Consider the following 23,578-nt stretch of genomic DNA (forward strand, 5'->3'; position numbering starts at 1 on the left):
TAGACAATATTTAAATAATATATTTTATTAACACCGGCAATAAAATTTGGCTAAATGTTAATAAACACTATTTCTTGGGCAGATATTTGATTGTAAGCTGTTTAGCAAAGCGTAAACCACGCATAATAAAATTCCCCTTACGGTTTTTTAAAAAATACTTTATAGCTTCATAAGCAGGTATATTTTCCGTTAAAATATCCGGGAAATACTTAACCTGTTGCTGTGATATCTGCACGCCATAAGTATCTTCTATATTAGAATGTACGCCGCTGCCATCATGCCCGATATTATGAATGAGGGATTGTGATGGATTTAATGTTAACCCACCTTTTAAAAAAACAGAAGCATACCAGCGTATAGCCCATGAGTTGTTTTTACGGGCCTTAAAATCCTGCATTTGTTTCCAAAAATTCATGGTGCCCTCTATCGAGAACTGGTTTATCTTCCCGGCGTCAAACTGCGCCATTAGTTTATCTATATCAGGTTCAAAACTATTCCAGGAATTTGCCCATGTGGCCCATCCCCAACTAAACGCTGCACGAAAAAAAAACGTTTCGGGCAGGTCTTTATTCGGCAACGGAAACATGTAGGCGCTGATGTGCATCACTTCATCTGCATTCTGATACCGCAAAAGGGCATCGTTAAAATATTGGAGCGTGTACGGTGACGATATTAGATCATCCTCAAAAACGATAACACTACCGTATTGATTAACCAATTGCGTTACGCCGCTAATAATGGAATTAGCTAACCCCATATTTTGTGTACGTGCTATAACCTTTACCGATTTAAAGCCGGTTACACGATCGGCCATCGCTCTAACCGCTTCAACACTTGGCTTGTCCGCAGCAGTTTTCGGCCCATCAGCAAAAATAAACAGATCCGACTCTGCCGATAATAAATTTTGCTGCAAATAACTTAGCGTTTGGCTCGTATGATGGGGCCGGTTATATACAAATAGTGCTATAGGTGCAGTGGCAGGCAATTACTGGTTTGTTGAGTTATAAAATTAATAATTATTGTTGTGCTGATAAGGGGCTTTGGAGTTTAAAAGATATCGGCTTGCCTATTTGTTTTAGTACATAATACGGTATAAGCGTTGGCCAGGCGTTCTTTTAATTTATTACTTAGTTCAATTAATGTATTTTTTGCTGCAAATGTGGCCAGTATCTTAAACTTGTTAACAAATGTTTCGGGCTTTTTTTGGTTGATAAAAGTGTTAAACCGGGTAACCTCCGGGCTGATGATCGAGTTAAGATCTTTCCGGATCTCGAAACCCTCGGTTTGCAGTAAATATCTTAACGATGTTGGTGTATAAACATTAATATGCCCGTAAGCCAAAAAATGCTTAATGCGCTTATCTACATTAGTTTTATAATCAATAGGCACTTCTATCACAACGTTTTTACCTACACGCTTGATTTCGCGCAGCAACAGCCGCTCATGCTCTACATGCTCCAGCACATGCGACAGGATGATTAGATCGAAGCTGTCATCCTCAAAAGGCAATTTATACCCATCAAATTCCTGTACAGATACCAGGTTTTTGATATTGCGGCCTTTAATATGTGCTACCCCGCTATCAGATATTTCTACCGCGTACAATTCTGGGGCAAAATCATGGTCTGATAGTATTTTTAGGATGCTGCCATCGCCTGCACCAACCTCCAGCACTTTATTAAATTGTTTGCCTTTACAAACATCAACTATATGCTGCGCCTTATACTTAGCCCCCAGCATACGCCAGTCTTCATCATGAGTTTTATAAAACTCATCATACGCGGTTTTTACGTTGTTGCTTATAATTTTTTTTGACATAACTATATCCCCAGGCAGTTATCAGATTTATAAAAAACAGATGTAGATTTACGATAAAATAAGCCTGGTGAAATACCACTAAACAACAAATGTTTAAAGCCTTTACTTAGCAGAAATTCAACCCCTTCTTTATAAACATCCCGTTCCGAGTCATCAAGCACCATTACACCGTTTGTAGTAAGCGCTTCTATCCCCTGCTTGCAGCAATTTACACGGTCGCGGCCATCTACTATAATTATATCAAACTTTTTGCCCAGTTTAACAGGCATGCGGCAATAATCGCCATCGCGTATCAGTTCTGAATAAATTAATTCTGAATTCTTGGGTTTAGCTGGCGACTTCTCTATTTTATCGAACCACTCTTTATCATGCTCTACAGACATTACCAGGCTGGCATATTTTGCATAAAAGTAAGTGGAGTTACCCGAGCCAAATTCAAATACGGTGTGCTCTTTACTAAGCCTCGTTTTTACAAAATCTATAAAAGAATATGTAACCCAGGGGATAGGATTACCATCCTGATCTACCGGTGATTTAGTATCAAAGGCCTTGAACCAGCCGATATCATTAAGATATCCCTTTTTATTAAATGACAGCAGCGCGCGCAAATGCGACGGATTGATTAATACTTTTAGTAATGATGAAAATGTGCTCAACGCTTTACGATTTTTTGAAAAAGTGAAATTAAAAATAATGATTTTAACATCATAACGCCCTGATGCCTTGTTTTAGGTATAAATAATATAAAGAAAGTAGCTACTGCGTAAGCTATTAACGTTGCATAAGCTGCACCAATTATACCATACTTTGGTATAAAAAATAAATTCAACACTATGTTTACAATAGCGCCCACACCGGTACGAAGCATAGACAGCTTAAAATAGCCTTCTGCTATCAAATATTGCCCGCTGGCACTCCCCAAAAAAACAAAAACACCGGCCCAAACATGTACAGCAAGCACCGGTGCAGCAGGCCAATACGGCTTTGTATATAATAAATGGTAAATTAGATTGGAACCTAAACTCATTACAACCGCAATACCCACACTTAACACGACCATCAGATCATACATATTTTGCAATCGCTTGTAGTAGCGCTCAATATCCGTTTTACGAGCGTGCATAATTGCGGGGAAAACAGATGTTACAATAGCCACTGGAATAAAATACCAGTTTTCGCTTAAACTTGCTGCTGTAGTGTATATCCCTAATTGGCTTGCTTTAACATACATCGGTATCATTACCTGGTCTATTTTCATGTAAATGGTTACAAGTATTGCTGAAAATGCCAGTGGCCAGGAATGTTTAAGCAAGTAGCTTGTAAGCCTGCCATCATACCTCCATGACCGAATATGGTTACCTCCCTTTTGATATATTAGTAGGTAACCTAAAGCTAAAATAACAGCATCAAATAAGAGCGAGTAAACAAACCAAATAAGCGGCAGTTGCAAAATAACAAATAATAGCTTTACCAATGCAGAAATAATATTCCCCGATACCTGCACGTACATAATGCTTTTTCCTTGCACTTTTGATTGAAAAAAACTATCGATGATATTGGCCGATTGTACTATAGAAGTAAAAGCTACTATCAGCACATAACTAAAAGGTGTTTCTAAAGGTTTAGCTAATGATAGCAATACATATATCAAAAAAACAAGTGGCAGTGTACCTAATCCTGCTGTTAATCTTAACCAAAACGCAGTACCCAATAAAGTGTCTTTTTTCTCAGGATGTGTTATTAATTCGCGGGTAATAAAACCATCTAACCCTAAAGCTGCAATAGCCATAGTAAATGTAACTATAGCCATTGGGTAGTTGAGTATCCCAAATTCAGCAGTGCTAAGGTATCGCGAAAGCAAAACACTGTTAATAACAAACTTAACTACCATGCTGCCTACCCTGGCAATTAAAAGCCACCCGGTATTTTTAAAATACTTTTCTAAGGCTTGCTGATCAAATCCGGGGATGCTGGGTATGCGCATAATTATGTGCAAATGTATCAAAAAAGAAAAAGCCCTGATAATTATCAGGGCTTTACTTTATATAATCAAATATAAGCAATTTACTACTATTGGTGATGCACCAAATTAGCTTTATCTATCCACCAGGCTTTACCATCCGGCGTTACTGATATATTTGTACCGCCGGTTACACCAATATTACTCCAATCATACACACCGTCGAATTTGAATATATCCGGGTTACCTTCACCGGTATTTTTCCCTGTTACAAACACACTGCCATTAGTGCCAATACCAATATCTGATGCTGTAACATTATTAAATGCCGACCACAAATATGTGCCGCCAAACTGATAAACAAGCCCTGATTTATTAACTACCCACGGGATGCCTGCCGGTGTAACTGCTATACGGGTACCTGCGCAATCTAACATATCTTCCCAGGCGGTTCCGGTCCATCTCATAATGTTGTTACCACCAGTTGGCGAAACCTCGATTGTACCAATTGTAAATACGCTGCCGTTTGCACCAATAGCAATATCAGTCGCTAAACCAGGAAGTTCATCCCAACCAGTGCCATTATATTTTAATATTTTGTGTGCTTTGTTTACCACCCATGGCATTCCTAAAGGCGATACCGCTACCCGGACTGCACCGCAATCGGGCAACTTGGTAAGTTGGTTGTTCTTTAATTCAGATATACTGTAACCGCTGCTTGCCGAAGTGCTGTCAGTTCCAATAATAAATATAGAACCATTGGCGCCTATGCCTATATCTTTACCCTCTATAATCATTGGCGATACAATAACCATGCACGTAGCTGAAATATTATATTTTTTGCTTTTAGCCGTCATCGTAGTTTGCCCCACCTTTAAAGCTGTAATTATTCCTTTATCTGTGATTGAGGCAACTGTACTATCAGATGATGACCATATAATTTCGGTAGCATCATACTTACGGGCTAAGAGTAATTTTGAGCTGCCAACCTGCAATGGCAAGTCGGTATAATTAAGGGTGATCGACTCTGGTGTTTCATCCACACTTTTAACGCACGATATCGTTAATAACAACAAACAGGGCAATAATAATTGTAAAAAAAATTTCATTTAGGTTGTTTTGTTTAATATAATAAATTCCACTATAACACAAAGAGCCTTCAGTATCAAACCGAAGGCTCCTTTTATTTAGTGCTATTCAATTACTGGCTCTGGAATTTTTTAGCGTTAATTCTGCGTTCGTTCTCGTTCAGGTAGATCTTGCGTAAACGGATGCTTTGCGGGGTTACCTCAATGTATTCGTCGGCCTGGATGTACTCCATAGATTCTTCTAAAGAGAATTTAATAGCTGGTGCAATACGCACGTTGGTATCGCTACCGGATGCACGCATGTTGGTTAACTGCTTGCCTTTAGTTAAGTTAATAACCAAATCGTTATCGCGAATGTGCTCGCCTAAAACCTGTCCTTCGTAAATATCAGTACCCGGGTCAACATGGAAACGGCCCCTGTCCTGTAATTTATCAATAGCAAAGGCAGTAGTTTTACCGGTATCCATAGATACCAATACACCATTTAATCTGCCAGGGATCTGGCCTTTCCAAGGCTCGTATGCTTTAAAGCGGTGGGCCATTATAGCCTCGCCACCTGTTGCAGTTAATACGTTGTTACGTAAACCGATGATACCACGTGCAGGTATATCAAACTCCAGGTGCTGTAAGTCGCCTTTAGGCTCCATTACCAACAGGTCGCCTTTGCGTTGTGTTACCAACTCAATTACTTTACCTGCAACGTCGCCAGGTACATCTACAATCAGGGTTTCAACCGGCTCACATTTAACACCGTCAATTTCTTTAACGATAACCTGCGGCTGGCCTACCTGTAACTCATAACCTTCGCGGCGCATCGTTTCTATCAGTACAGATAAGTGAAGGATACCACGGCCGTAAACCAGGTAAGAATCAGGCGATTCGGTTTCAACAACCTTAAGTGCCAGGTTTTTCTCCATCTCTTTGTACAAACGGTCGCGCAGGTGGCGTGATGTTACAAATTTACCCTCTTTACCAAAAAATGGTGAAGTATTGATGGTGAACAACATGTTCATGGTAGGCTCGTCAATTTTGATAACCTCTAATTGCTCAGGTTTTTCAAAATCAGCAATGGTATCGCCAATATCAAAACCTTCTATACCTACAACGGCACAAATATCACCTGCGCTTACAGATGTAGCTTTAACCTTGCCTAAACCTTCAAAAGTATAAAGTTCTTTTATACGTGTTTTTTGGATAGTACCATCGCGTTTAACCAATGATACCGGCATGTTTTCTTTAATGGTACCACGTGCTACACGGCCAATAGCAATACGACCTACGAAAGATGAGTAATCTAACGAAGTGATCTGCATTTGCAGAGTACCTTCATTGATAGGTGCCGGTGGGATGTTCTCCAAGATGGCATCCATTAACGGAAAAATATCTTCCGTTGGTTTTTTATAGTCTGTGCTCATCCAGCCTTGCTTTGATGAACCATAGATCACCGGGAAATCCAGTTGCTCTTCAGTAGCTTCAAGGTTGAAGAATAATTCAAAGATCTGTTCGTAAACTTCTTCGGGGCGGCAGTTCTCTTTATCTACCTTATTTACAACCACAATTGGTTTTAAGCCTAAAGCCAAAGCTTTTTGGGTTACAAAGCGTGTTTGAGGCATAGCACCTTCAAAAGCGTCGCAAAGTAAAAGAACACCATCAGCCATTTTCAATACACGCTCAACCTCTCCGCCAAAATCGGCGTGACCAGGGGTATCAATAATGTTGATCTTAACATCTTTATACATTACCGAAACGTTTTTTGATACGATGGTAATACCACGCTCACGCTCCAGGTCATTGTTATCCAGTATCAATTCACCAGTTTGCTCGTTATCTCTGAAGATAGAGCAGCTGTGTAAAATTTTGTCAACCAATGTGGTTTTACCGTGGTCAACGTGTGCGATAATCGCAATATTTCTTATTTTTTGCATGAAATGCGGCCTCTAAATTTTGCGCAAAGATACGTTTTAGAAATGGCATTTGAAAGGGCCGGCGGCATTTTACAATTATCTGATTATTACTTAATTGTTTGGTAACATGCGACGGTTGAGGAAGATGGTGTAGAGAGCGAAGTGTGAGGAAATATGTATTCTAATCGCAAATGCCCTGCAGGCCTTATGCTAAGGCATGTATCGCTATAATTCTTAAGCTAAAAATTGAGTCTTTAATTATTCTCTGAATCATTTAATATATTCGAGCTATGAAAATGATTCATCATGATATCACAGGGCACCTTGACATTATTATATCTGATAAAGAGGACGAATTTGAAGGCATTGTAGAAAAGTGGCAGGAGGTGATGATTCATGGTGACCCAAACGGACTTAGATCTTTAGCGCGCCTTTTGTTAGAACTTGCCGATACTAACCAGGAGAAAATGAAAAAATTACCAATAGGTGCAAGAGAGCACTATCATTTGTTTCCAAATATAAATACCAGCAAAAGTTCGGTGGAAATTATTCTTGGCAGACTTGATGCGAAACGAACTGGCAGTTTCTATGATGCATATATAGAAAAGGATAAAGACTAATACCCAACTGACAGTAATAAACTTTGAATGCTTATTTACCGGTAAGTTGCTTTGATCCTATTTTACAATCGCAGTAATCTGTCAAATCTCCTTAATCCTCCCTACTTCCCAAAAGCCCATTGCAAAAACTTAGGCATGGCTTTTCCCCAGGTTTCCGGGTTATGCGTGCCGTTTAGTACTTCCAGGTATTGGATATCGGCAGGGCGCTGGTAGCCTTTGGCAAGCAGTTCTTTAATAATGTCTATAGTATCGTCAATAGAATCTATAATGCCATTCTTGTTGCGGTCGGCAGTTTCATCTTTAGTGCCGGTTTGCAGCCAAAACTTTAATTCGGGTTTGCCGATGGTATTTTTCAGCATGCTGTGCATCAGGCGGTCTTCATCGGTGTAACCCTTAATCAGGTCCTTACTTCTCCACCAAAAAGATGCCGAGAACACGCCCACTTTATCAAATAATTCCGGATTATTCCAGGCAATATCCATCGCGCTTAATCCACCCAGCGAAAAGCCGGCGAATGCGGTGACCTCAAAATGCTCGATGCCCGTATGCTCCTTTATAAATGGCAAAAGCTCTGTTTGGATAAATTTGGTGTATGTATCTGCTTTGGCACCGCGCTTTTTAAAGTCGGGCTTGCCTGCAATACCATATTCTTGTATGCGTTCTTCGCCCGCATGTATGGCTACGGTAAGCAAGGGCTTTATGCAGTTTCGGTCGTATAAGTTTTGCAGTGTATCGGCCAGCTTTAAATCTTCCAGGTCCTGGCCATCGTTCAATAAAAGCAGGTTAAGAGGCTCTGCCACAGCATTATCCCCAGGCATCAGCAGGGTAAGGGTAACTTCGCGTTCTAATACTTTCGATGCTATGGTTAGTTCCTGCTGCGCTATATTCATTTCAATATCTGTACTGTAGTACATTATAATTTTAATTATTAAGGGTACAAAAATACCCTTAAACTTTTAAAGATTGCTTAAAACATAATTATTTGGCACGTTGTTGACATTTACACACAATCCTGCTATATTACCCTCTTAAACGTTATATTTTGACTGAACAATATCACCGCTGGCATTCTCATAACCTGAACCTTGATCTTGAAATGCTGGTTTTTGGCGACAGGGGCTTCCCGGTAATACTTTTCCCTACTACCAAAGGCCGCTATCATCAAAATAAAGATTTTGGCTTGATAGATAGTGTAAAGTGGTTTGTAGACGAGGGACTGGTGAAAATTTACTGCCCGGATACCATCGACGACCGCAGCTGGTATGACAAAGGCATCCACCCTGCCGACCGTGCCCGCAACTACGCCTGGTACGATAAAATGCTGGTAGAAGAACTTGCCCCCTGGGCCATGCACGAAACCGCTGTGGGCAAAGTAGCTGTTGCAGGTTGTAGCTTTGGCGGCTATCACGCGGCAAATTTCGCCTTTAAACACCCCGAAATGGTAGCGCATTTATTCACTATGGGCGGCGCTTTTGATATTACCATGTTTACAGATGGTTACTACGATGATAACATATTTTATAACAACCCGGTAGATTTTCTGCCCGGCAGCAACAAGCCCGAACTTTGGCAGATGAACATTGTACTGGGTACATCAGAGCATGATATGTGTAAGGATTATAATATCCGCATGGCTAACATCCTGAAAGAAAAAAACATAAACCACTGGCTGGATATTCGCCCGTTTGCCGATCATGATTGGCCAATTTGGAAAGAAATGTTTCCGCATTATTTAAGCACGATTAAGTAGACATGAGATTTGAGATAAGAGATCTGAGATAGGGTCTTACAGTTTATGGATTAGGATTTACAATTTTCCTTTTTAGAATTTAGAAATTAGCGTTTAGAATTTAAAAACATACTACCATGAAAAAAATAGGCATCTTATTCGGGCAGGAAAATTCTTTCCCCCAGGCATTTGTAGACAGGATAAACGAAAAGGCCGAAAAGGGAATTTCTGCTGAATTTGTACGCATTGATAAAATGATGCAGGGCGAGCCTTTAGGTTACTCCGTAATTGTAGACCGTATCTCTCAGGATGTACCATTTTACCGGGCATCCTTAAAAAATGCTGCTATCACCGGCACAGCGGTTATCAACAATCCATTCTGGTGGAGCGCTGATGAAAAATTCTTCAACAATGCTTTAGCTGTTAAATTGGGGGTACCTGTACCTAAAACCGTTTTGCTGCCTTCAAAAGACCATCCGGATAGCACAACCGACCGCTCTTTCCGCAACCTGGCCTTCCCATTAGATTGGGACGGGATATTTGATTATGTTGGTTTCCCGGCATACATGAAACCGTTTGACGGCGGCGGCTGGCGCGATGTTTACAAAATTGCAGACAAGGAAGACCTTTGGGCAAAATTTGCCGAAACCAAGCAACTGGTAATGCTGCTGCAGGAAGAGATCATTTTTGATGATTATTTTCGCTGTTACTGCATTGGCGGCAAGCACGTGCGCATTATGCAGTATGAGCCGCGCAACCCGCATCACCTGCGTTATGAGCACGGCAAAGCCCCGGCATCTAAAAAAATGTTGGATACCATCACCAAATATGTGCTGCAATTAAACCAGTATTTAGGTTACGATTTTAACACCGTAGAATTTGCCGTACGCGATGGCATACCATACGCTATTGATTTTTGCAACCCCGCACCGGATGCCGAAGTAACCAGCGTTGGCCAGGATAACTTTGAATGGGTGGTAGAAACCGCTGCATCTTACGCCATAGAACGCGCCAAAGCCCAAAAAGACAACAAGGATAACCTTACCTGGGGCGAATACGTACGTACCGGAGTGGCAGGGAAACCGCTTGTTGCTGCAGCCAAAGCACCAAAAGCCGATACCAGCGTTGGCACGGTTGACCATGCTATAAGTGAAGAAGCGAAACCTAAAAAGAAAGTGCCAGCGCCTAAAAAGGTGGCGAAGAAATAAAATTATAGTGTTGTCATTTCGAACGAGGTACGAGGAGAAATCTTTTACACCATGCAATAGCATTGCAAAGTTCGCTAAAATCGCTTGTATAAGATTTCTCTCTATCGTTCGAAATGACACTTACATGAAACCAATAACCCCTAACCGATCATGAACGAGTTTACCTTAGGTGTTGAAGAAGAATTTATGGTGATTGACCCCGTAACCCGGGAACTGCAATCGCATGACCAAAGAATTGTGGATAGTGCGCAAAAAATCCATGAGGATCAGGTAAAAGCCGAAATGCACCAGGCTGTTGTAGAGGTGGGCACCCACATTTGCCGCAATACCGAAGAGGCGCGTAAAGAGGTAGGTAAGCTGCGTACAACCGTAGCCCAGCTTGCGGGTGATATTGGCCTGCGCATTGGCGCTGCCGGCACCCATCCCTTCTCGCATTGGCAGCATCAACTGATAACAGATCATCCCCGGTATTTCGAGATCGTAGACGAGTTACAGGAAGCGGCACGCTCCAACCTTATCTTCGGGTTGCATGTACATGTGGGCATCCAGTCGCGGGATATGGCCATACACATTGCCAACCAGGCACGTTATTTTTTGCCGCACGTTTATGCATTATCAACCAATTCCCCTTTTTGGGAAGGCCGGAACACGGGCTATAAATCATTCCGCACCAAGGTGTTTGACAAATTTCCGCGTACGGGCATCCCCGATTATTTTGACAGCATTGAAGATTACGACAGGTATATTAAACTGCTGGTAAAAACCAATTGTATAGATAATGCCAAAAAAATCTGGTGGGACCTGCGCGTTCACCCTTTCTTTGAAACCATTGAATTCCGCGTTTGCGATTGCCCGATGCTGATAGATGAAACCATGACTTTTGTGGCGCTGTTTCAGTGTATCTGCGCCAAGCTATACAAGTTGCGCCAAAGCAACATGAAATTCATTACTTATAACCGTGCTTTGATCAATGAAAACAAATGGCGCGCCGCACGTTATGGCATTGATGGCAAAATGATAGATTTTGGCAAGGAACTTGAAGTGAACACGCGTGCGCTAATACTGGAACTTTTAGATTTTATTGATGACGTAGTAGACGACCTGGGTTGCCGAGACGATTTGCAATATGTACACAAAATATTAGAAAACGGCACCGGAGCCGACAGGCAGCTGGCCATTTACCAGCAAAGTAATAACTTTGTAGACGTGGTGGACTACATTACATCGCAAACTTTAAAGGGGATATAAAAGCCCCACCCAAACCCTCCCCTAAGGAGAGGGCTTATTGAAAGGTGTTAGGCAACAAAATATAAAAGTAAATTCTCCACCCTACCGGTAGAGATTAGATAGATTAAATGAATACAGATAAACCGGAAGTGAGAGTAGCCATATTAGACCTTTACGAAGGTGTGGCTAACGAAGGGATGCGGGGTTTCCGGGAGATACTGGGCCGTTACAAGGTACAGCACAACCTTGATCTGACCTATCAGATTTTTGATGTGCGCCTGAAAGGGCAGGTACCCGATACCTCCTTTGATGTGTACATCTCCAGCGGCGGGCCGGGCAGCCCGCTGGATAGTGAAGGTACCGAGTGGGAAAAGAAATACTTTCGCCTGATAGATAAACTGGAAGCACATAACAAACAGGCAGGCACTATCAAAAAGCATGTTTTTTTTGTATGCCATTCGTTCCAGCTGATGTGCCGTAAATATAGATTAGGGGATATTAACCTGAGGCGTTCGGCGTCATTTGGCATATTGCCGGTGCACATGACCGGTGCGGGGAATAACGAGCCTGTTTTTAACGGCCTTGCCAACCCTTTTTACACAGTAGATTCGCGCAGCTGGCAGGTAGTAAACCCGGATATGAGCAGATTTAAGGAACTGGGCATGGAAATACTGGCATTGGAAAAAGAACGACCATATGTAGATTTGCCGCGGGCTATAATGGCCATCCGTTTTAACGACTATTTTTTCGCCACACAGTTCCATCCCGAGGCTGATGCACACGGCATGAGTGTAATGCTGCAGCGCGAGGATAAAAAAGAAGATGTGATACGTGAGCATGGCGAAGGCAAATACCGCGAGATGCTGGAGCGTTTAGAAGACCCGGATAAAATTATACTTACCCAAAATACCATTATCCCTAATTTTCTGGATGAAGCGATATTGAGTTACCAGAGGGTAGATATTGGAGAATAGCTAATGCTCTCGCGGGTTTAGCGTAGCGTAACCCACGAGAGCACAAGGTAAGCTTTCGGCTTACGGCAGCTGAAAGCTGCAGCCATGCTTTACCACAAGCCACAGGCTCGCGGCACCAAAACAAATTAATAAGATCAATATGAACCCATCAGCCAGAAAAACATTCAACCAAAACTTCACAGAAGAGAAGTATGCTGATTTTTTGGTAGACCTGAATACCGGCCTTAAAAAACCGATAGAGTTTCGCATTGCCGAAACACCGGTATTTTTAACTGATGATTTTAGGGATAAGTTATTACAAGCCGGAGAGGAAATAATAGCTGCCATTCTTAAACCCGATTTTAAGGAAATAAGCGAACGCGCCATTCCTGATAAATGGCGGGTAGCTAACGAGAACGATCATGCGCATTTTATTGCTTTGGATTTTGGGGTTTGTAAAGATGATGCCGGTAACCCTGTTCCTAAGCTGATAGAAATGCAGGGGTTCCCCTCGCTGTATGGTTTCCAGGCACATTTGGCAGAAAATTACAGGCATGCTTATAATATTCCCGGTAACCAAACCATATTTTTTAATGGCTTAAGCAAAAGCGGCTATTTAGATTTACTTCGTAAAACCATTATAGGCCCCTACCAGCCCGATGAGGTGGTGCTGATGGATGTAGACGCCCCCAATCAAAAAACTGCGGTAGACTTTTACATCACCGAAGGCTACATTGGCACACCTGTAGTTTCCCTGGCAGATCTGATACAGGAGGGCGATCAGCTTTTTTACAAAACGGCCGTTGGCGAAAAGAAACGCATCCGCCGAATTTATAACCGGCTAATATTTGATGAAATAGATAACGACCCCGAGATATTTAACAAAGTAGCAGACATTCGTAAACCGCTGGATGTGGAATGGATAGCGCATCCAAACTGGTTTTACCGTATCAGTAAGTTTACTATGCCTTTTTTACAGGGCGATTATATCCCAAAAACACAATTTTTGCATGAGGTAAAAAACATTCCGGAAGACCTGCAGAATTATGTTTTAAAACCCCTGTTCAGTTTTGCAGGGCAGGGTGTTATCATCGATATTATGGATGGTGATATCGAACAGATTCAGGATCCGGAGAACTGGATCCTGCAGGAAAAAGTGACCTACCAGCCTGTTTTAGAGTCGCCCGATGGTGGGGTTAAAATAGAGATCCGCCTGCTGTACCTTTGGCCCGATGGTGATGCCGGGCCCACACTTGCCGTAAACCTGGCCAGGCTTAGTCGCGGTAAAATGATAGGCGTTAGATATAATAAAGATTTTGACTGGGTTGGCGGCACCGTAGCTTTTATGCACAAATAAACCTTATACTTTTTTAACAGTCTGTACGTATATAATAAAGTATTAATTTTGTGACATGAGCATGCAGGCAGTTATTATTATGGTATTGTTTATTGCAGCAGTTTTTTACGTAGGCCGTTTATTGTATAAAAGCCTGTTCGCAAAAAAAGGCTGCCGCAGCAATTGCAAATGTGGTGTAGATTTTTCTAATATCGATACCGGAAAGCAACCCGGATAGTTTGTGCTGTATTAAACCGTACCTTTATCATTCACATTATAGATATTCCTTTTCATGTCTTCTAATAAGCAGATATTTCAGGCTGATAACCCCGGCAGGTGGACCCGTTTTAAATGGTTAAGCCGCATCATTATTATTATATTGGTTGTTGGCGCTGTGGCTGCGGTAATTACCGTTACCTCAACTGAATATCCTACGCTACCTATCCTTGATCCGGTTCCGCAACGCATCGGTAAGGAGGAAATGGAAGCCCTCAAAAAATCAAAAAAATACAAGGACTTTAAAATAGAAAAAGCCGAAATAGCCGTACTGGCAAAAGCACGCCGTTTACATCAGCTTAAGCATCCCAACAATGCCAACCGTATAAATGCTGCTTTTTATAAAGCCTGGGAAGCGCAGGCCTATACCTCCCTTGCAGAAAATATGCCCCGTTTAGATATGGTGGTGTCTGAAGGCTTTTCGTTTTCGCGTAACGCAGATACACTCAAAGCTACCATAGATACGGGCCTGATCAATCTTAACAAAAGATATAAAAAGCAGGTGCTTCTTACCTTATCTAATTACGTTAACATCGATAATAAATCGGGCGAATATGATACTAAAGATGTTGAACGGATCTTTAAAAATAAAAAGCTGCGTGTAGCTTTTATCAACAGCATGGCCGATAGGCTGCAGCATTATAACTTTAATGGAATAAATGTTGACCTGGAAGATATTAAAGACCGAAACAGCAAAGAGTACATCGCTTTTCAGAATGACCTGTACAGTATTTTTAAAGCCAAAGGGCTGTTAGTTACCCAAAACATATTACCGAATGATGATGAGTACGACCTGAAGCGCTTACAAAAAATAAACGACTTTTTGTTTGTAACGGCTATTGACGAGCATACCGAGGGCACCAACGCCGGCGATGTGTCCCACCAGCATTGGGTAGAAGAGATTTTAGACCAGGTGTGTTCTGTTATCCCAAGCGAAAAGGTTATTTTAACCTTTGCAGGCGGTGGTTTCGACTGGCCCGAAGGTAGTATAGGGCAGGCCATAGGTTATCAGCAGGCTATTAGTACTGCACAGCAAAAAAAGCAAAAAATAATTTACGATCCGCTATCCGCCAACCTCCATTATACTTATCTGGGTAACGATGGTGTAGACCATACCGTTTATTTTACCGATGCCGCCACCAATTTTAATGTTATCCGCATGGCAGACGACTGGGCCACAGGCGGTGTTGCTTTATGGCGCTTAGGTGCCGAAGATCCTCGCTTATGGAGTTTCTTCCAAAAAAACCTTTCGATAGATTCTCTTAAAAAAACAGGGATAGATGTTAAACGGCTAACCACGGTTGGCCTAAGCAACAACATAAGCTATGCCGGCGACGGGGAGGTACTGGATCTGATAACCGTGCCCAACAAAGGCGAAATTAAGGTAAGCCTTGATACCACAAACTACACCATAACTAACCAGGATTATATAACCATTCCTACCAAATACGTTATTCGCAAGTATGGTTATAAGCGGGGTAAAGTTGTTTTAACTTTTGATGATGGCCCCGACCCTGATTTTACGCCACGGATACTGGATATCTTAAAAAAAGAAAAAGTACCGGCATCCTTTTTTGTAGTTGGGTCGATGGTAGAAAAAAACATACCGCTGCTTAAACGTATTTATGATGAGGGGTACGAAATTGGTAACCATACCTACCTGCATCCGGATATTTCAACTATCAGCATAGAACGTGTAAACCTGGAACTAAACGCTACCCGTAAACTGATAGAATCGGTAACGGGGCGCAGTACTATCTTATTCCGCCCTCCGTTTAACGCCGATGCCGAGCCGCAAACCCTGGCAGAAGTGATCCCCGTGGCAGAAAGCCGCAGGCAAAGCTACATTACCATAGGCGAATCTATAGACCCGTGGGACTGGCAGCCCGGTGTAACCGCCGATAGCATCATTGCGCGTACCATTCGCCAAAAAGATAACGGCAGTATGATATTGCTGCACGATGCCGGGGGCGATACCCGCGAAGAAACCGTAAAGGCACTGCCGGCCATCATCCATTATTTTAAAAAGAATGGTTACGAGTTTACCACCATTGCCGATATTTTGGGTAAAAGTAAAGACGACCTGATGCCGATGCCAACCAGCGACGATAAAACCTTTTGGGGCCGTTTTTATGATGTTGTTGTGGTAGGCTTTTTTATAGGCAACCGGTTTTTATTTTACTTATTTCTGTCGGCCATATTTTTGGCTATGGGCCGCATTATACTCATAGGTATATTGGCTACAAAACAGTTTAACAATAACAAAAAAATAGATGCCGCGCCGCACCCCCAGCCGCCAATAAGTATTATTGTACCGGCCTACAACGAAGAAATTACGGCTATTAAAACTATCCAAAGCCTGCTAAAAACCGAGTATCCTAACTTCAACATCATTTTTGTGGATGATGGGTCGAAGGATAAAACATACCAGGTAGTGGCCGAAGCTTATGGCAGCCACCCGTTGGTAAAAGTGCTTACCAAGCCAAACGGAGGCAAAGCATCGGCGTTAAACTTTGGTATTACCCATGCCGAACATGATTTTGTAGTTTGCATTGATGCCGATACCCAGCTAAAAACAGATGCCATATACCACCTGATGGCCTATTTTACCGATAAGGAAATTGGCGCGGTGGCAGGCACCGTTAAAGTGGGAAACGAAACGAATATCATTACCAAATGGCAATCTATCGAGTACATTACTGCCCAAAACATGGATCGCCGCGCGTTTGATATCATCAACAGCATTACGGTAGTACCCGGCGCTATCGGGGCATTCCGCAAAGCGGCTATTTTCCAGGCAGGCGGCTTTACTTATGATACCCTGGCCGAGGATTGCGACCTGACCATGCGTATCCTGAAACAAGGCTACGTTATAAAAAACTGTGCCGAGGCAATTGCCTTTACCGAAGCCCCCGAAAGCCTTAACGCCCTGCTTAAGCAGCGTTTCCGCTGGAGTTTTGGGGTGATCCAAAGCTTTTGGAAAAACCGGGATGCGCTGTTCAACAAAAAATTCAGCTATTTTGGTATGGTAGGGATGCCAAACATCCTCATCTTCCAGATCATCTTGCCCCTGTTCTCGCCCCTGGCAGACCTGATCATGATCCTGGGTATTTTTGGCAGTCATCCCGAAAAACTGCTGGTATTTTATGTGGCATTCCTGATGGTTGATTTTATTGTAGGCTTTATAGCCTTCCGGATGGAGAAAGAAAAATACTATAAGCTGGTGTATCTGATACCGCAGCGGTTTATTTGGCGGCAGCTGATGTATTACATCCTCTTTAAATCAATCCGCAAGGCGCTTAAAGGTGAATTAAATACCTGGGGCGTGCTAAAACGTACAGGCAACGTAACTTTAAAAAAGGGCGAACTGGCAGGCGAAGAGCAAAAGATGCCGTAACTTAAGCCACAACCACACTTGTTAAACCAAGGTTTTACACCGTTAAAAAACCCTGTATAAAACGTGTTTTATACAGGGTTTTAATTTTGATCTGATCATAATTTTGGCATATATAAAAACCTTAATCATGAAAAAGATCTTAACACTTTTAGTAATGGCAGTTGCATTTAATTATGCCTCGGCCCAAACAGACACGGCATCTATCGGAAAAACCATGAAGGTACAAACAACGGTTTGCCACATTGATGTATCCTGGAATGGCCGGAGCGGTATTAATAATGTTTACGCGGCACCTTCCGGCTGGCAAATTTTATCGTTTACGCCAAAGGTGGTTTCCCGCAGGCAAAGGGTATCATTTACTTTCTCCCAAACGCCATCCAACTTTGTGTACACCTCTACATCTGTTATCGATTCTAAATTTAATGAACTGTTAGAATTAGCAGCACAAAAAAATGCAGCACAAAAATACGAGGGCCGCATTAACCAGATGAGAAGCGATTACGAAAAATATTACAGCAAGGTAGTTACCACCCACTCGCAGATTACTACCACCGGTTCGGTACGCGGTAATAACGAATATTTTAGCAGGAGGCCGGGCCGCTTATATCTTGATCTGGAAGTAACGCTTGTGTACATGCCCGATACGCAGGAGCAATTTTTGCGCTCGCTGGAATACCTAAAACAAGTTATTAATTCTGAAGGATAGTACAGCTCATCCAAAAAAGATAGTTTTAAAATACCTGTATAACCCGCCTGAATTACGGAGCTATACAGGTATTTTTTATTGTATTTAAAATTAATAATATCCGGCTATTATCTCTTTTCTATCAGGCAAACCGCGTAGGCAACAATACCCTCGTGCCGGCCTATAAAGCCAAGCTGCTCGTTGGTGGTAGCTTTAATGGATATATCATCAATAGCTATACCGGCGGCTTTAGCAATATTGGCTTGCATAGCCGGGATATGCGGGTTTATTTTAGGGGCCTCCAGGCATACCATAGCATCAATATTGCCTATTTGCCAGCCCTTTTCTGCCAGCAGGGCAACAACATGCTGCAACAGTATTAAACTGCTGATGCCTTTCCACCTATCATCTGTATTAGAGAAATGGAAACCTATATCGCGCAGGTTGGCGGCGCCTAACAAGGCATCACATATCGCATGCAGCATTACATCGGCATCAGAGTGGCCGTATGCACCACTGGTATGTTCAAGGGTTACCCCACCCAAAACAAATGGATGGTTTTGCCTGAGCTGATGTACATCAAACCCAAAGCCTACTTTAATTTTAGCCATCTATCTTTTAGAAGCGTTATTAGTGCCGCCAAAACTGGCCGACAGTGTAAAACGAAGTGTATTGGCCAGCGGGCTGTTTTTTTGGCTGGCGATAAGGTAAGAAAAATCAAACTTGAAAATATCATATTTAACCCCAACGCCTGTAGTTGCATAATGCCTCCCGCCTTTATCCGGGTTTTCGTAAAAATAACCCGCCCTTACGGCAAAAAGGTTGTTGTAAAGATACTCTACCCCTGGCGAAAAGGTTAATTCCTTTAATTCTTCGCTAAAACCACCGGGCGCATCACCAAACGATTGGAAGATCCCTGCAGGTACAGATACATCATCATTACGCCCTTTTACAATATTGCCGTCATTATCCCTTATAGGGGGCGTTGGCACCAGTAATTTGTTAATATCAAAAGCAACGGTAAACTTGCTCAGGTCGTCTATGGTCCAGGTGTTAGCGACACCCAGCTTAAGGTTTGCCGGTAAAAAATAGCTTGGCCCGGTTGAGGTATAACTTATTTTATTACCAATATTTGAAATATGGGCGCCAAACGCAAAAACAGAATTATTGCCGTAAGGCTTGGTATAATACATGGATACCCCCGCAGATACAGCATTACCGGCTTTATTTTGCTGCCCCGAACCCGATACAAACGCCCCGCTGCTAAAGTTAGAGTAGATGTAGCGTAACGTAAGGCCTAAAGACAGGTTATTACCAAATTTACGTGCAAAAGATGCATCAAGGGAAAGCTCATTAGGCTTATAGGTACCTAAATCTGTTTGGTTATTATCAATAAGCTGGATAGACCCCAGGTTAAAATATCGCAATGATGCGCCAAAGCTGTTTCGCTCATCAATTTTATGGGCGTAGCTTAAATAAGCCAGATTAACATCAGGCACTAAATTTCTGAGCCAGGGGCTGTAAGAAAGTGATATATCGTCGTTATTTTCTAAAAAGGCAAGTTTAGCCGGGTTCCAGTAATTAGCGTTTACATCCGGCGACAGGGCCACACCCGCATCACCCATGGCGCCCGAACGCGAATCTGGTGAAATATTCAGAAACGGAACCGCCGTGGGTATAGCATTTGAACTGCTGCCTGTTGTTGTAGTTGTACTTTGCGCTGCAGCAACTGCAGGCAAAACCAATAATATATATACGGCAAGGTTTTTAGTATTCAAAAACTTCATTGGGTGCAATTTAGTCTTATTATTTAAAAATAATAAAATATATAATGGTATTGTAACCGTTTTTGTGCAAGTACACCCTAAAACCATTAAAGGCGTAAATTATTGTAACTTGCTTAGGGGATTATACGTTAAAATAAGCGCAGAGGTTTTTGCCTTTATGATATCTTATAAATACAAAGATTTTATAATTGATTTTTTTTAAATTTACCTCCAAATATATTTTGCAAAATATGAAAGTACTTACTAATACTGCTTTAGTGATGTTGGCGTTAGGTGTTATGTTTAGCAGCTGCAGTAAAAAACAGCAATCGCAAAAAACAGGTTTAGCTTATAACGACCGCACCAACGGTGGCTATTTACGTTTTAAACAAAGCCATCCAACGCCCGGCCCCGGCCTGGTGCCTATAGAAGGCGGTACCTTTGTTTTGGGCGGCAGTGCAGATCAGGATGTTACCTATGAATATAATAACCTGCGCCGCAGAGTAACAGTACCTTCATTTTATATGGATGAAACCGAGGTATCTAACCAGGATTGGCTGGATTACCTGCACTGGATAGGCATCAATTTCCCGGATGATAATGAGCTTTATTATAACGCATTGCCTGATACGCTGGTATGGCGTAAACCATTATCATACAACGAACCTTATGTAGATAACTATCTGCGCCACCCCGCGTTTCAGGATTACCCCGTAGTGGGTGTTACCTGGGAGCAGGCCCAGGAGTATTGCGTATGGCGTACAGACCGTACCAACGAAAATATTTTGCGCGAGCGTGGTAACCTGGTTACCTGGAAAGATGCCGCGGGCAAAAAAGGCGGTGCGGCAACTACCGGTGCAAAAGAGCCTTTTAATACCGATATCTATTTAAACGGGCAGATAAGAGGACAGGGCATAGATGGTAAAAAAATGCTTGCAGATATTAGCCCCAATGCCAAAGGAACCGGAAAGAACGGCCGTGCGGTAAGGCCCGTACGTTTAGAGGATGGTATCCTGAAACAAGGTTACCGCCTGCCATCTGAGGCAGAATGGGAATACGCTGCTTTGGCCCTTGCCGGCAATACGCAGTTTGAAAACATTAACGACGGCCGCGTTTATCCATGGAACGGCCTGGGTGTACGTTCGCCAAGCAGAAAAACCCGCGGTTTGATCTTGGCTAACTTTAAACGCGGATCTGGCGATAACGCCGGTGTTGCAGGCGGCTTAAATGATAAGGCTATTATAACGGCCCCCGTGCGCTCTTACGAACCGAATGATTTTGGCTTATACAACATGGCCGGCAACGTTAATGAATGGGTAGCCGATACCTATCGCCAAACATCGTTTGAGGAATTTGATGATCTGAACCCCTTCCGTGGTAACGAGTTTAGCAACAAACGCCTTGCCGACCCTGTAAAAGGCATCTATGCTAAAGATAAATATGGCCGCCCTATTAAAGACCCGGCTAAATCAAATAAAAAATTAAAATATGCCGATATGATAGCGCAGCAACAGGCACAGACGGCTGCGGGCAATCAACCGGCCAACAACGCACAACCCGGCGCTACCACGGCAAGTGTTAAAGACCCACTGGCAGGCAAAGCCTATACGCCGGATTACCGGGACTTTAACGACACCGTAAGCACCGCTTTGTATGGTAATACTACTTTGGTTAACAACCATTCTAAAGTGTACAAAGGCGGCTCTTGGAATGATATGGCCTACTGGTTAAACCCGGGCACCCGCCGCTTTATGGACCAGGAAGCAACCAGCGCCGAAGTTGGTTTCCGTTGTGCTATGACCATGGTTGGCGCGCCGGAAATTAACCCTAACGGCAAACCGCACCTGCCGGTTAAAAAAGCCAAAAATTATAAAGCTACCCGCTAATATTTAATCTTAACCCTATTATAAAGCCGCTCCCTGAAAAGGAAGCGGCTTTTTGCTTGTTACACCTGCGCTTTTTCATCCGGCGCGGGTGTGGTCAAGAACAGTCAACACATCATAACCTGTTAGTATTCAGTTAAATGTTAACAAATAAATCACCGGTAATTAACGTTTATAAAATAGTTTATCGCTTATTTTTATAGACCTGTAAAACGGGTCAATTAAAATTCACTTTAAAACAATTTTTATGACCTGGAGAAAATTTAGCGGAGAGGTGATCCAAACACCCATATTGGAAGAGGTTGAAGCTGCCATTGAACGGGAAACCAACCTGGGCAATAAATTAAAGGTTTGTATCGGTACAGATTCGCAGGTGAAGGGTTCTGTTACCGATTTTGCCACCGTAATTGTTTTTATTCGTGAGCAGCGCGGTGCGTTTATGTTCATTCACCAGGAACGCACCTCTCAAAAAATGAGCATTAAAGAACGTATGCTTTACGAGGTGCAAAAATCTATAGATATTGCCTACAAACTTTGCGACCTGCTGGATCTGTACGACGTGGGCCTGGAAGTACACGCCGACATCAATACTAACCCGATGTTTAAAAGCAATGCTGCCCTGCACGAGGCGATGGGTTATATATTAAGCATGGGCTTTGTATTTAAAGCCAAACCCGAAGCTTTTGCCAGCTCGTGCTGTGCTAATAAGATAGTGCAGTAGGGTTTAGGGATCAGAGACTGGCGGTTAGATATTAGTTACCGGGGTGGTTTTATTTGTGCCGGGCTTTTTTTAACTTGCCTGCCAAGTGTTTAGAGATTATTTGACAATTAGGCCAACCAATCTCTGAGCTCTGATTAACTAACCTCTAACACCTATGTCCCCTTTAATTGAAATTACCGACCCGCGGGTATTTGACCCGGCAACTATATTAATTGATGTACGTGCCGGTGCCAACGCACACGAGCGTTACCTGGCCGGGCACCTGCCCAATGCCATTTTTGCTACGCTGGATGACGACCTGGCGTCGCACCCGGCCGATGCGGCTGTTGGCGGGAGGCACCCGCTACCTGCCTTAACCGATTTTGCCGAAACCCTTGGCCGATGGGGCATAACACCCGATAGCCATGTAGTGGTTTATGATGATAAAAATGCAGCTATGGGCGGCGCACGCCTTTGGTGGATGTTACGGTCTGTTGGGCATACTAATGTACAGGTGCTAAACGGCGGCTTAAAGGCCGCAACAGATGAAGGTGTAGAACTGAGTACCGAAGAATATTTACCTGCCGCCACGGGCCTTTACCCTATCCCGCAGCAATACAGTAATACGGCAGATATTGAGGAAGTAAAAAAGGCGGCTAAGGCGGCTGACCGTGTAGTTATTGATGTGCGTGAAGGCGTACGCTACCTGGGCCACACCGAACCTTTGGATCTGATTGCAGGCCATATCCCCGGTGCTGTTAATTTGTTTTACAGCAACAGTTTGTCGCCAGAGGGGAAATACCTTACCTCGCAGGCATTGGCAACCCTTTATAAAGATGCCATTGGCGACGTTAAACCAGGTGATGTGATCGTACATTGCGGGTCGGGCGTTACGGCCTGCCATACTTTGCTTGGGATGGAACATGCCGGCATCACGGGGCCAAAGCTTTATGTAGGATCATGGAGCGAATGGAGCCGCAATGATTTGCCGGTAGCCACAGAAGCTAACGGGTTATAGTTATGATTAG

Annotated in this window: 21 protein-coding genes; 12 read left to right on the forward strand and 9 right to left on the reverse strand. The window is 42.9% G+C overall.

The annotated features are described in order from the left end of the window. Positions 1–67: 67 nt before the first annotated feature. From E2R65_RS14620 to typA, 6 genes are all read right to left on the reverse strand, one after another. Positions 68–913 carry a sugar transferase gene (locus tag E2R65_RS14620; protein WP_308472301.1) on the reverse strand — a complete coding sequence of 282 codons (846 nt, stop codon included), beginning with the start codon at positions 911–913 and terminating at the stop codon, positions 68–70. A gap of 134 nt (positions 914–1,047) precedes the next feature. Further along, positions 1,048–1,818: a class I SAM-dependent methyltransferase gene (locus E2R65_RS14625; protein WP_134337222.1), complete on the reverse strand. Its 771-nt coding sequence runs from the start codon at positions 1,816–1,818 to the stop codon at positions 1,048–1,050. Positions 1,819–1,820: 2 nt separating this feature from the next. Further along, entirely contained in the window at positions 1,821–2,474 is a 654-nt protein-coding gene (locus E2R65_RS14630) for an FkbM family methyltransferase (protein WP_134337223.1), read from the reverse strand. After that, positions 2,471–3,802 carry a flippase gene (locus tag E2R65_RS14635; RefSeq protein WP_134337224.1) on the reverse strand — a complete coding sequence of 444 codons (1,332 nt, stop codon included), beginning with the start codon at positions 3,800–3,802 and terminating at the stop codon, positions 2,471–2,473. Before E2R65_RS14635 ends, E2R65_RS14630 begins: the two co-directional genes overlap by 4 nt. Before the next feature lie 86 nt (positions 3,803–3,888). After that, the gene (locus E2R65_RS14640; RefSeq protein ID WP_134337225.1) at positions 3,889–4,887 is read right to left on the reverse strand and encodes an Ig-like domain-containing protein; all 999 of its coding nucleotides are present in this window, start codon (positions 4,885–4,887) and stop codon (positions 3,889–3,891) included. Positions 4,888–4,979: 92 nt separating this feature from the next. Next, complete coding sequence (typA, locus tag E2R65_RS14645; protein WP_134337226.1) at positions 4,980–6,791, reverse strand: translational GTPase TypA; 1,812 nt, start codon at positions 6,789–6,791, stop codon at positions 4,980–4,982. A gap of 269 nt (positions 6,792–7,060) precedes the next feature. On the opposite strand from typA, the gene E2R65_RS14650 reads away from it, so the two are divergent. Continuing rightward, on the forward strand, positions 7,061–7,390 hold the full coding sequence (locus E2R65_RS14650; RefSeq protein ID WP_204986320.1) for an Imm32 family immunity protein: 330 nt from the start codon (positions 7,061–7,063) through the stop codon (positions 7,388–7,390). A gap of 101 nt (positions 7,391–7,491) precedes the next feature. Here the strand turns inward: E2R65_RS14650 and E2R65_RS14655 are convergent, their stop codons facing one another. After that, on the reverse strand, positions 7,492–8,304 hold the full coding sequence (locus tag E2R65_RS14655) for an alpha/beta hydrolase (RefSeq protein WP_134337227.1): 813 nt from the start codon (positions 8,302–8,304) through the stop codon (positions 7,492–7,494). Between the two features lie 128 nt (positions 8,305–8,432). Between E2R65_RS14655 and E2R65_RS14660 the strand changes: the two genes are divergently transcribed. The 8 genes from E2R65_RS14660 to E2R65_RS14695 all read left to right on the forward strand — a co-directional run bounded on the left by E2R65_RS14660 (position 8,433) and on the right by E2R65_RS14695 (position 18,222). Next, entirely contained in the window at positions 8,433–9,140 is a 708-nt protein-coding gene (locus E2R65_RS14660; RefSeq protein ID WP_134337228.1) for an alpha/beta fold hydrolase, read from the forward strand. Positions 9,141–9,256: 116 nt separating this feature from the next. Further along, positions 9,257–10,327, forward strand: coding sequence for an ATP-grasp domain-containing protein (locus E2R65_RS14665; RefSeq protein ID WP_134337229.1), 1,071 nt, complete (start codon positions 9,257–9,259; stop codon positions 10,325–10,327). 150 nt (positions 10,328–10,477) lie between these two features. Continuing rightward, positions 10,478–11,575, forward strand: coding sequence for a carboxylate-amine ligase (locus tag E2R65_RS14670; protein ID WP_134337230.1), 1,098 nt, complete (start codon positions 10,478–10,480; stop codon positions 11,573–11,575). Positions 11,576–11,682: 107 nt separating this feature from the next. Next, positions 11,683–12,528, forward strand: a complete 846-nt coding sequence (locus tag E2R65_RS14675) for a type 1 glutamine amidotransferase (protein WP_134337231.1) — start codon at positions 11,683–11,685, stop codon at positions 12,526–12,528. 139 nt (positions 12,529–12,667) lie between these two features. After that, positions 12,668–13,864, forward strand: a complete 1,197-nt coding sequence (locus E2R65_RS14680; protein WP_134337232.1) for a hypothetical protein — start codon at positions 12,668–12,670, stop codon at positions 13,862–13,864. 55 nt (positions 13,865–13,919) lie between these two features. After that, on the forward strand, positions 13,920–14,081 hold the full coding sequence (locus E2R65_RS14685; protein WP_134337233.1) for a FeoB-associated Cys-rich membrane protein: 162 nt from the start codon (positions 13,920–13,922) through the stop codon (positions 14,079–14,081). A 54-nt stretch (positions 14,082–14,135) separates the two neighbouring features. After that, complete coding sequence (locus E2R65_RS14690; RefSeq protein WP_134337234.1) at positions 14,136–17,516, forward strand: glycosyltransferase; 3,381 nt, start codon at positions 14,136–14,138, stop codon at positions 17,514–17,516. Positions 17,517–17,643: 127 nt separating this feature from the next. Further along, entirely contained in the window at positions 17,644–18,222 is a 579-nt protein-coding gene (locus E2R65_RS14695) for a hypothetical protein (RefSeq protein ID WP_134337235.1), read from the forward strand. A gap of 107 nt (positions 18,223–18,329) precedes the next feature. On the opposite strand, the gene ispF is transcribed toward E2R65_RS14695, so the two are convergent. Continuing rightward, entirely contained in the window at positions 18,330–18,812 is a 483-nt protein-coding gene (ispF, locus tag E2R65_RS14700; protein ID WP_134337236.1) for a 2-C-methyl-D-erythritol 2,4-cyclodiphosphate synthase, read from the reverse strand. Beyond that, a complete protein-coding gene (gene porV, locus E2R65_RS14705) occupies positions 18,813–19,988 on the reverse strand; it encodes a type IX secretion system outer membrane channel protein PorV (protein ID WP_134337237.1) in 1,176 nt (391 codons plus the stop codon). Positions 19,989–20,218: 230 nt separating this feature from the next. Here porV and E2R65_RS14710 point away from each other — a divergent pair, with 230 nt between their 5' ends. The 3 genes from E2R65_RS14710 (at position 20,219) to E2R65_RS14720 (ending at position 23,568) form a co-directional block, all read left to right on the forward strand. After that, positions 20,219–21,853, forward strand: coding sequence for an SUMF1/EgtB/PvdO family nonheme iron enzyme (locus E2R65_RS14710; RefSeq protein WP_134337238.1), 1,635 nt, complete (start codon positions 20,219–20,221; stop codon positions 21,851–21,853). Between the two features lie 244 nt (positions 21,854–22,097). Continuing rightward, positions 22,098–22,571, forward strand: a complete 474-nt coding sequence (locus E2R65_RS14715) for a ribonuclease H-like YkuK family protein (RefSeq protein WP_134337239.1) — start codon at positions 22,098–22,100, stop codon at positions 22,569–22,571. Between the two features lie 154 nt (positions 22,572–22,725). Further along, positions 22,726–23,568, forward strand: a complete 843-nt coding sequence (locus tag E2R65_RS14720; RefSeq protein WP_134337240.1) for a sulfurtransferase — start codon at positions 22,726–22,728, stop codon at positions 23,566–23,568. Positions 23,569–23,578: the final 10 nt, after the last annotated feature.

The organism is Mucilaginibacter phyllosphaerae (genome assembly GCF_004378255.1).
In the GTDB taxonomy this organism is placed as follows: domain Bacteria; phylum Bacteroidota; class Bacteroidia; order Sphingobacteriales; family Sphingobacteriaceae; genus Mucilaginibacter; species Mucilaginibacter phyllosphaerae.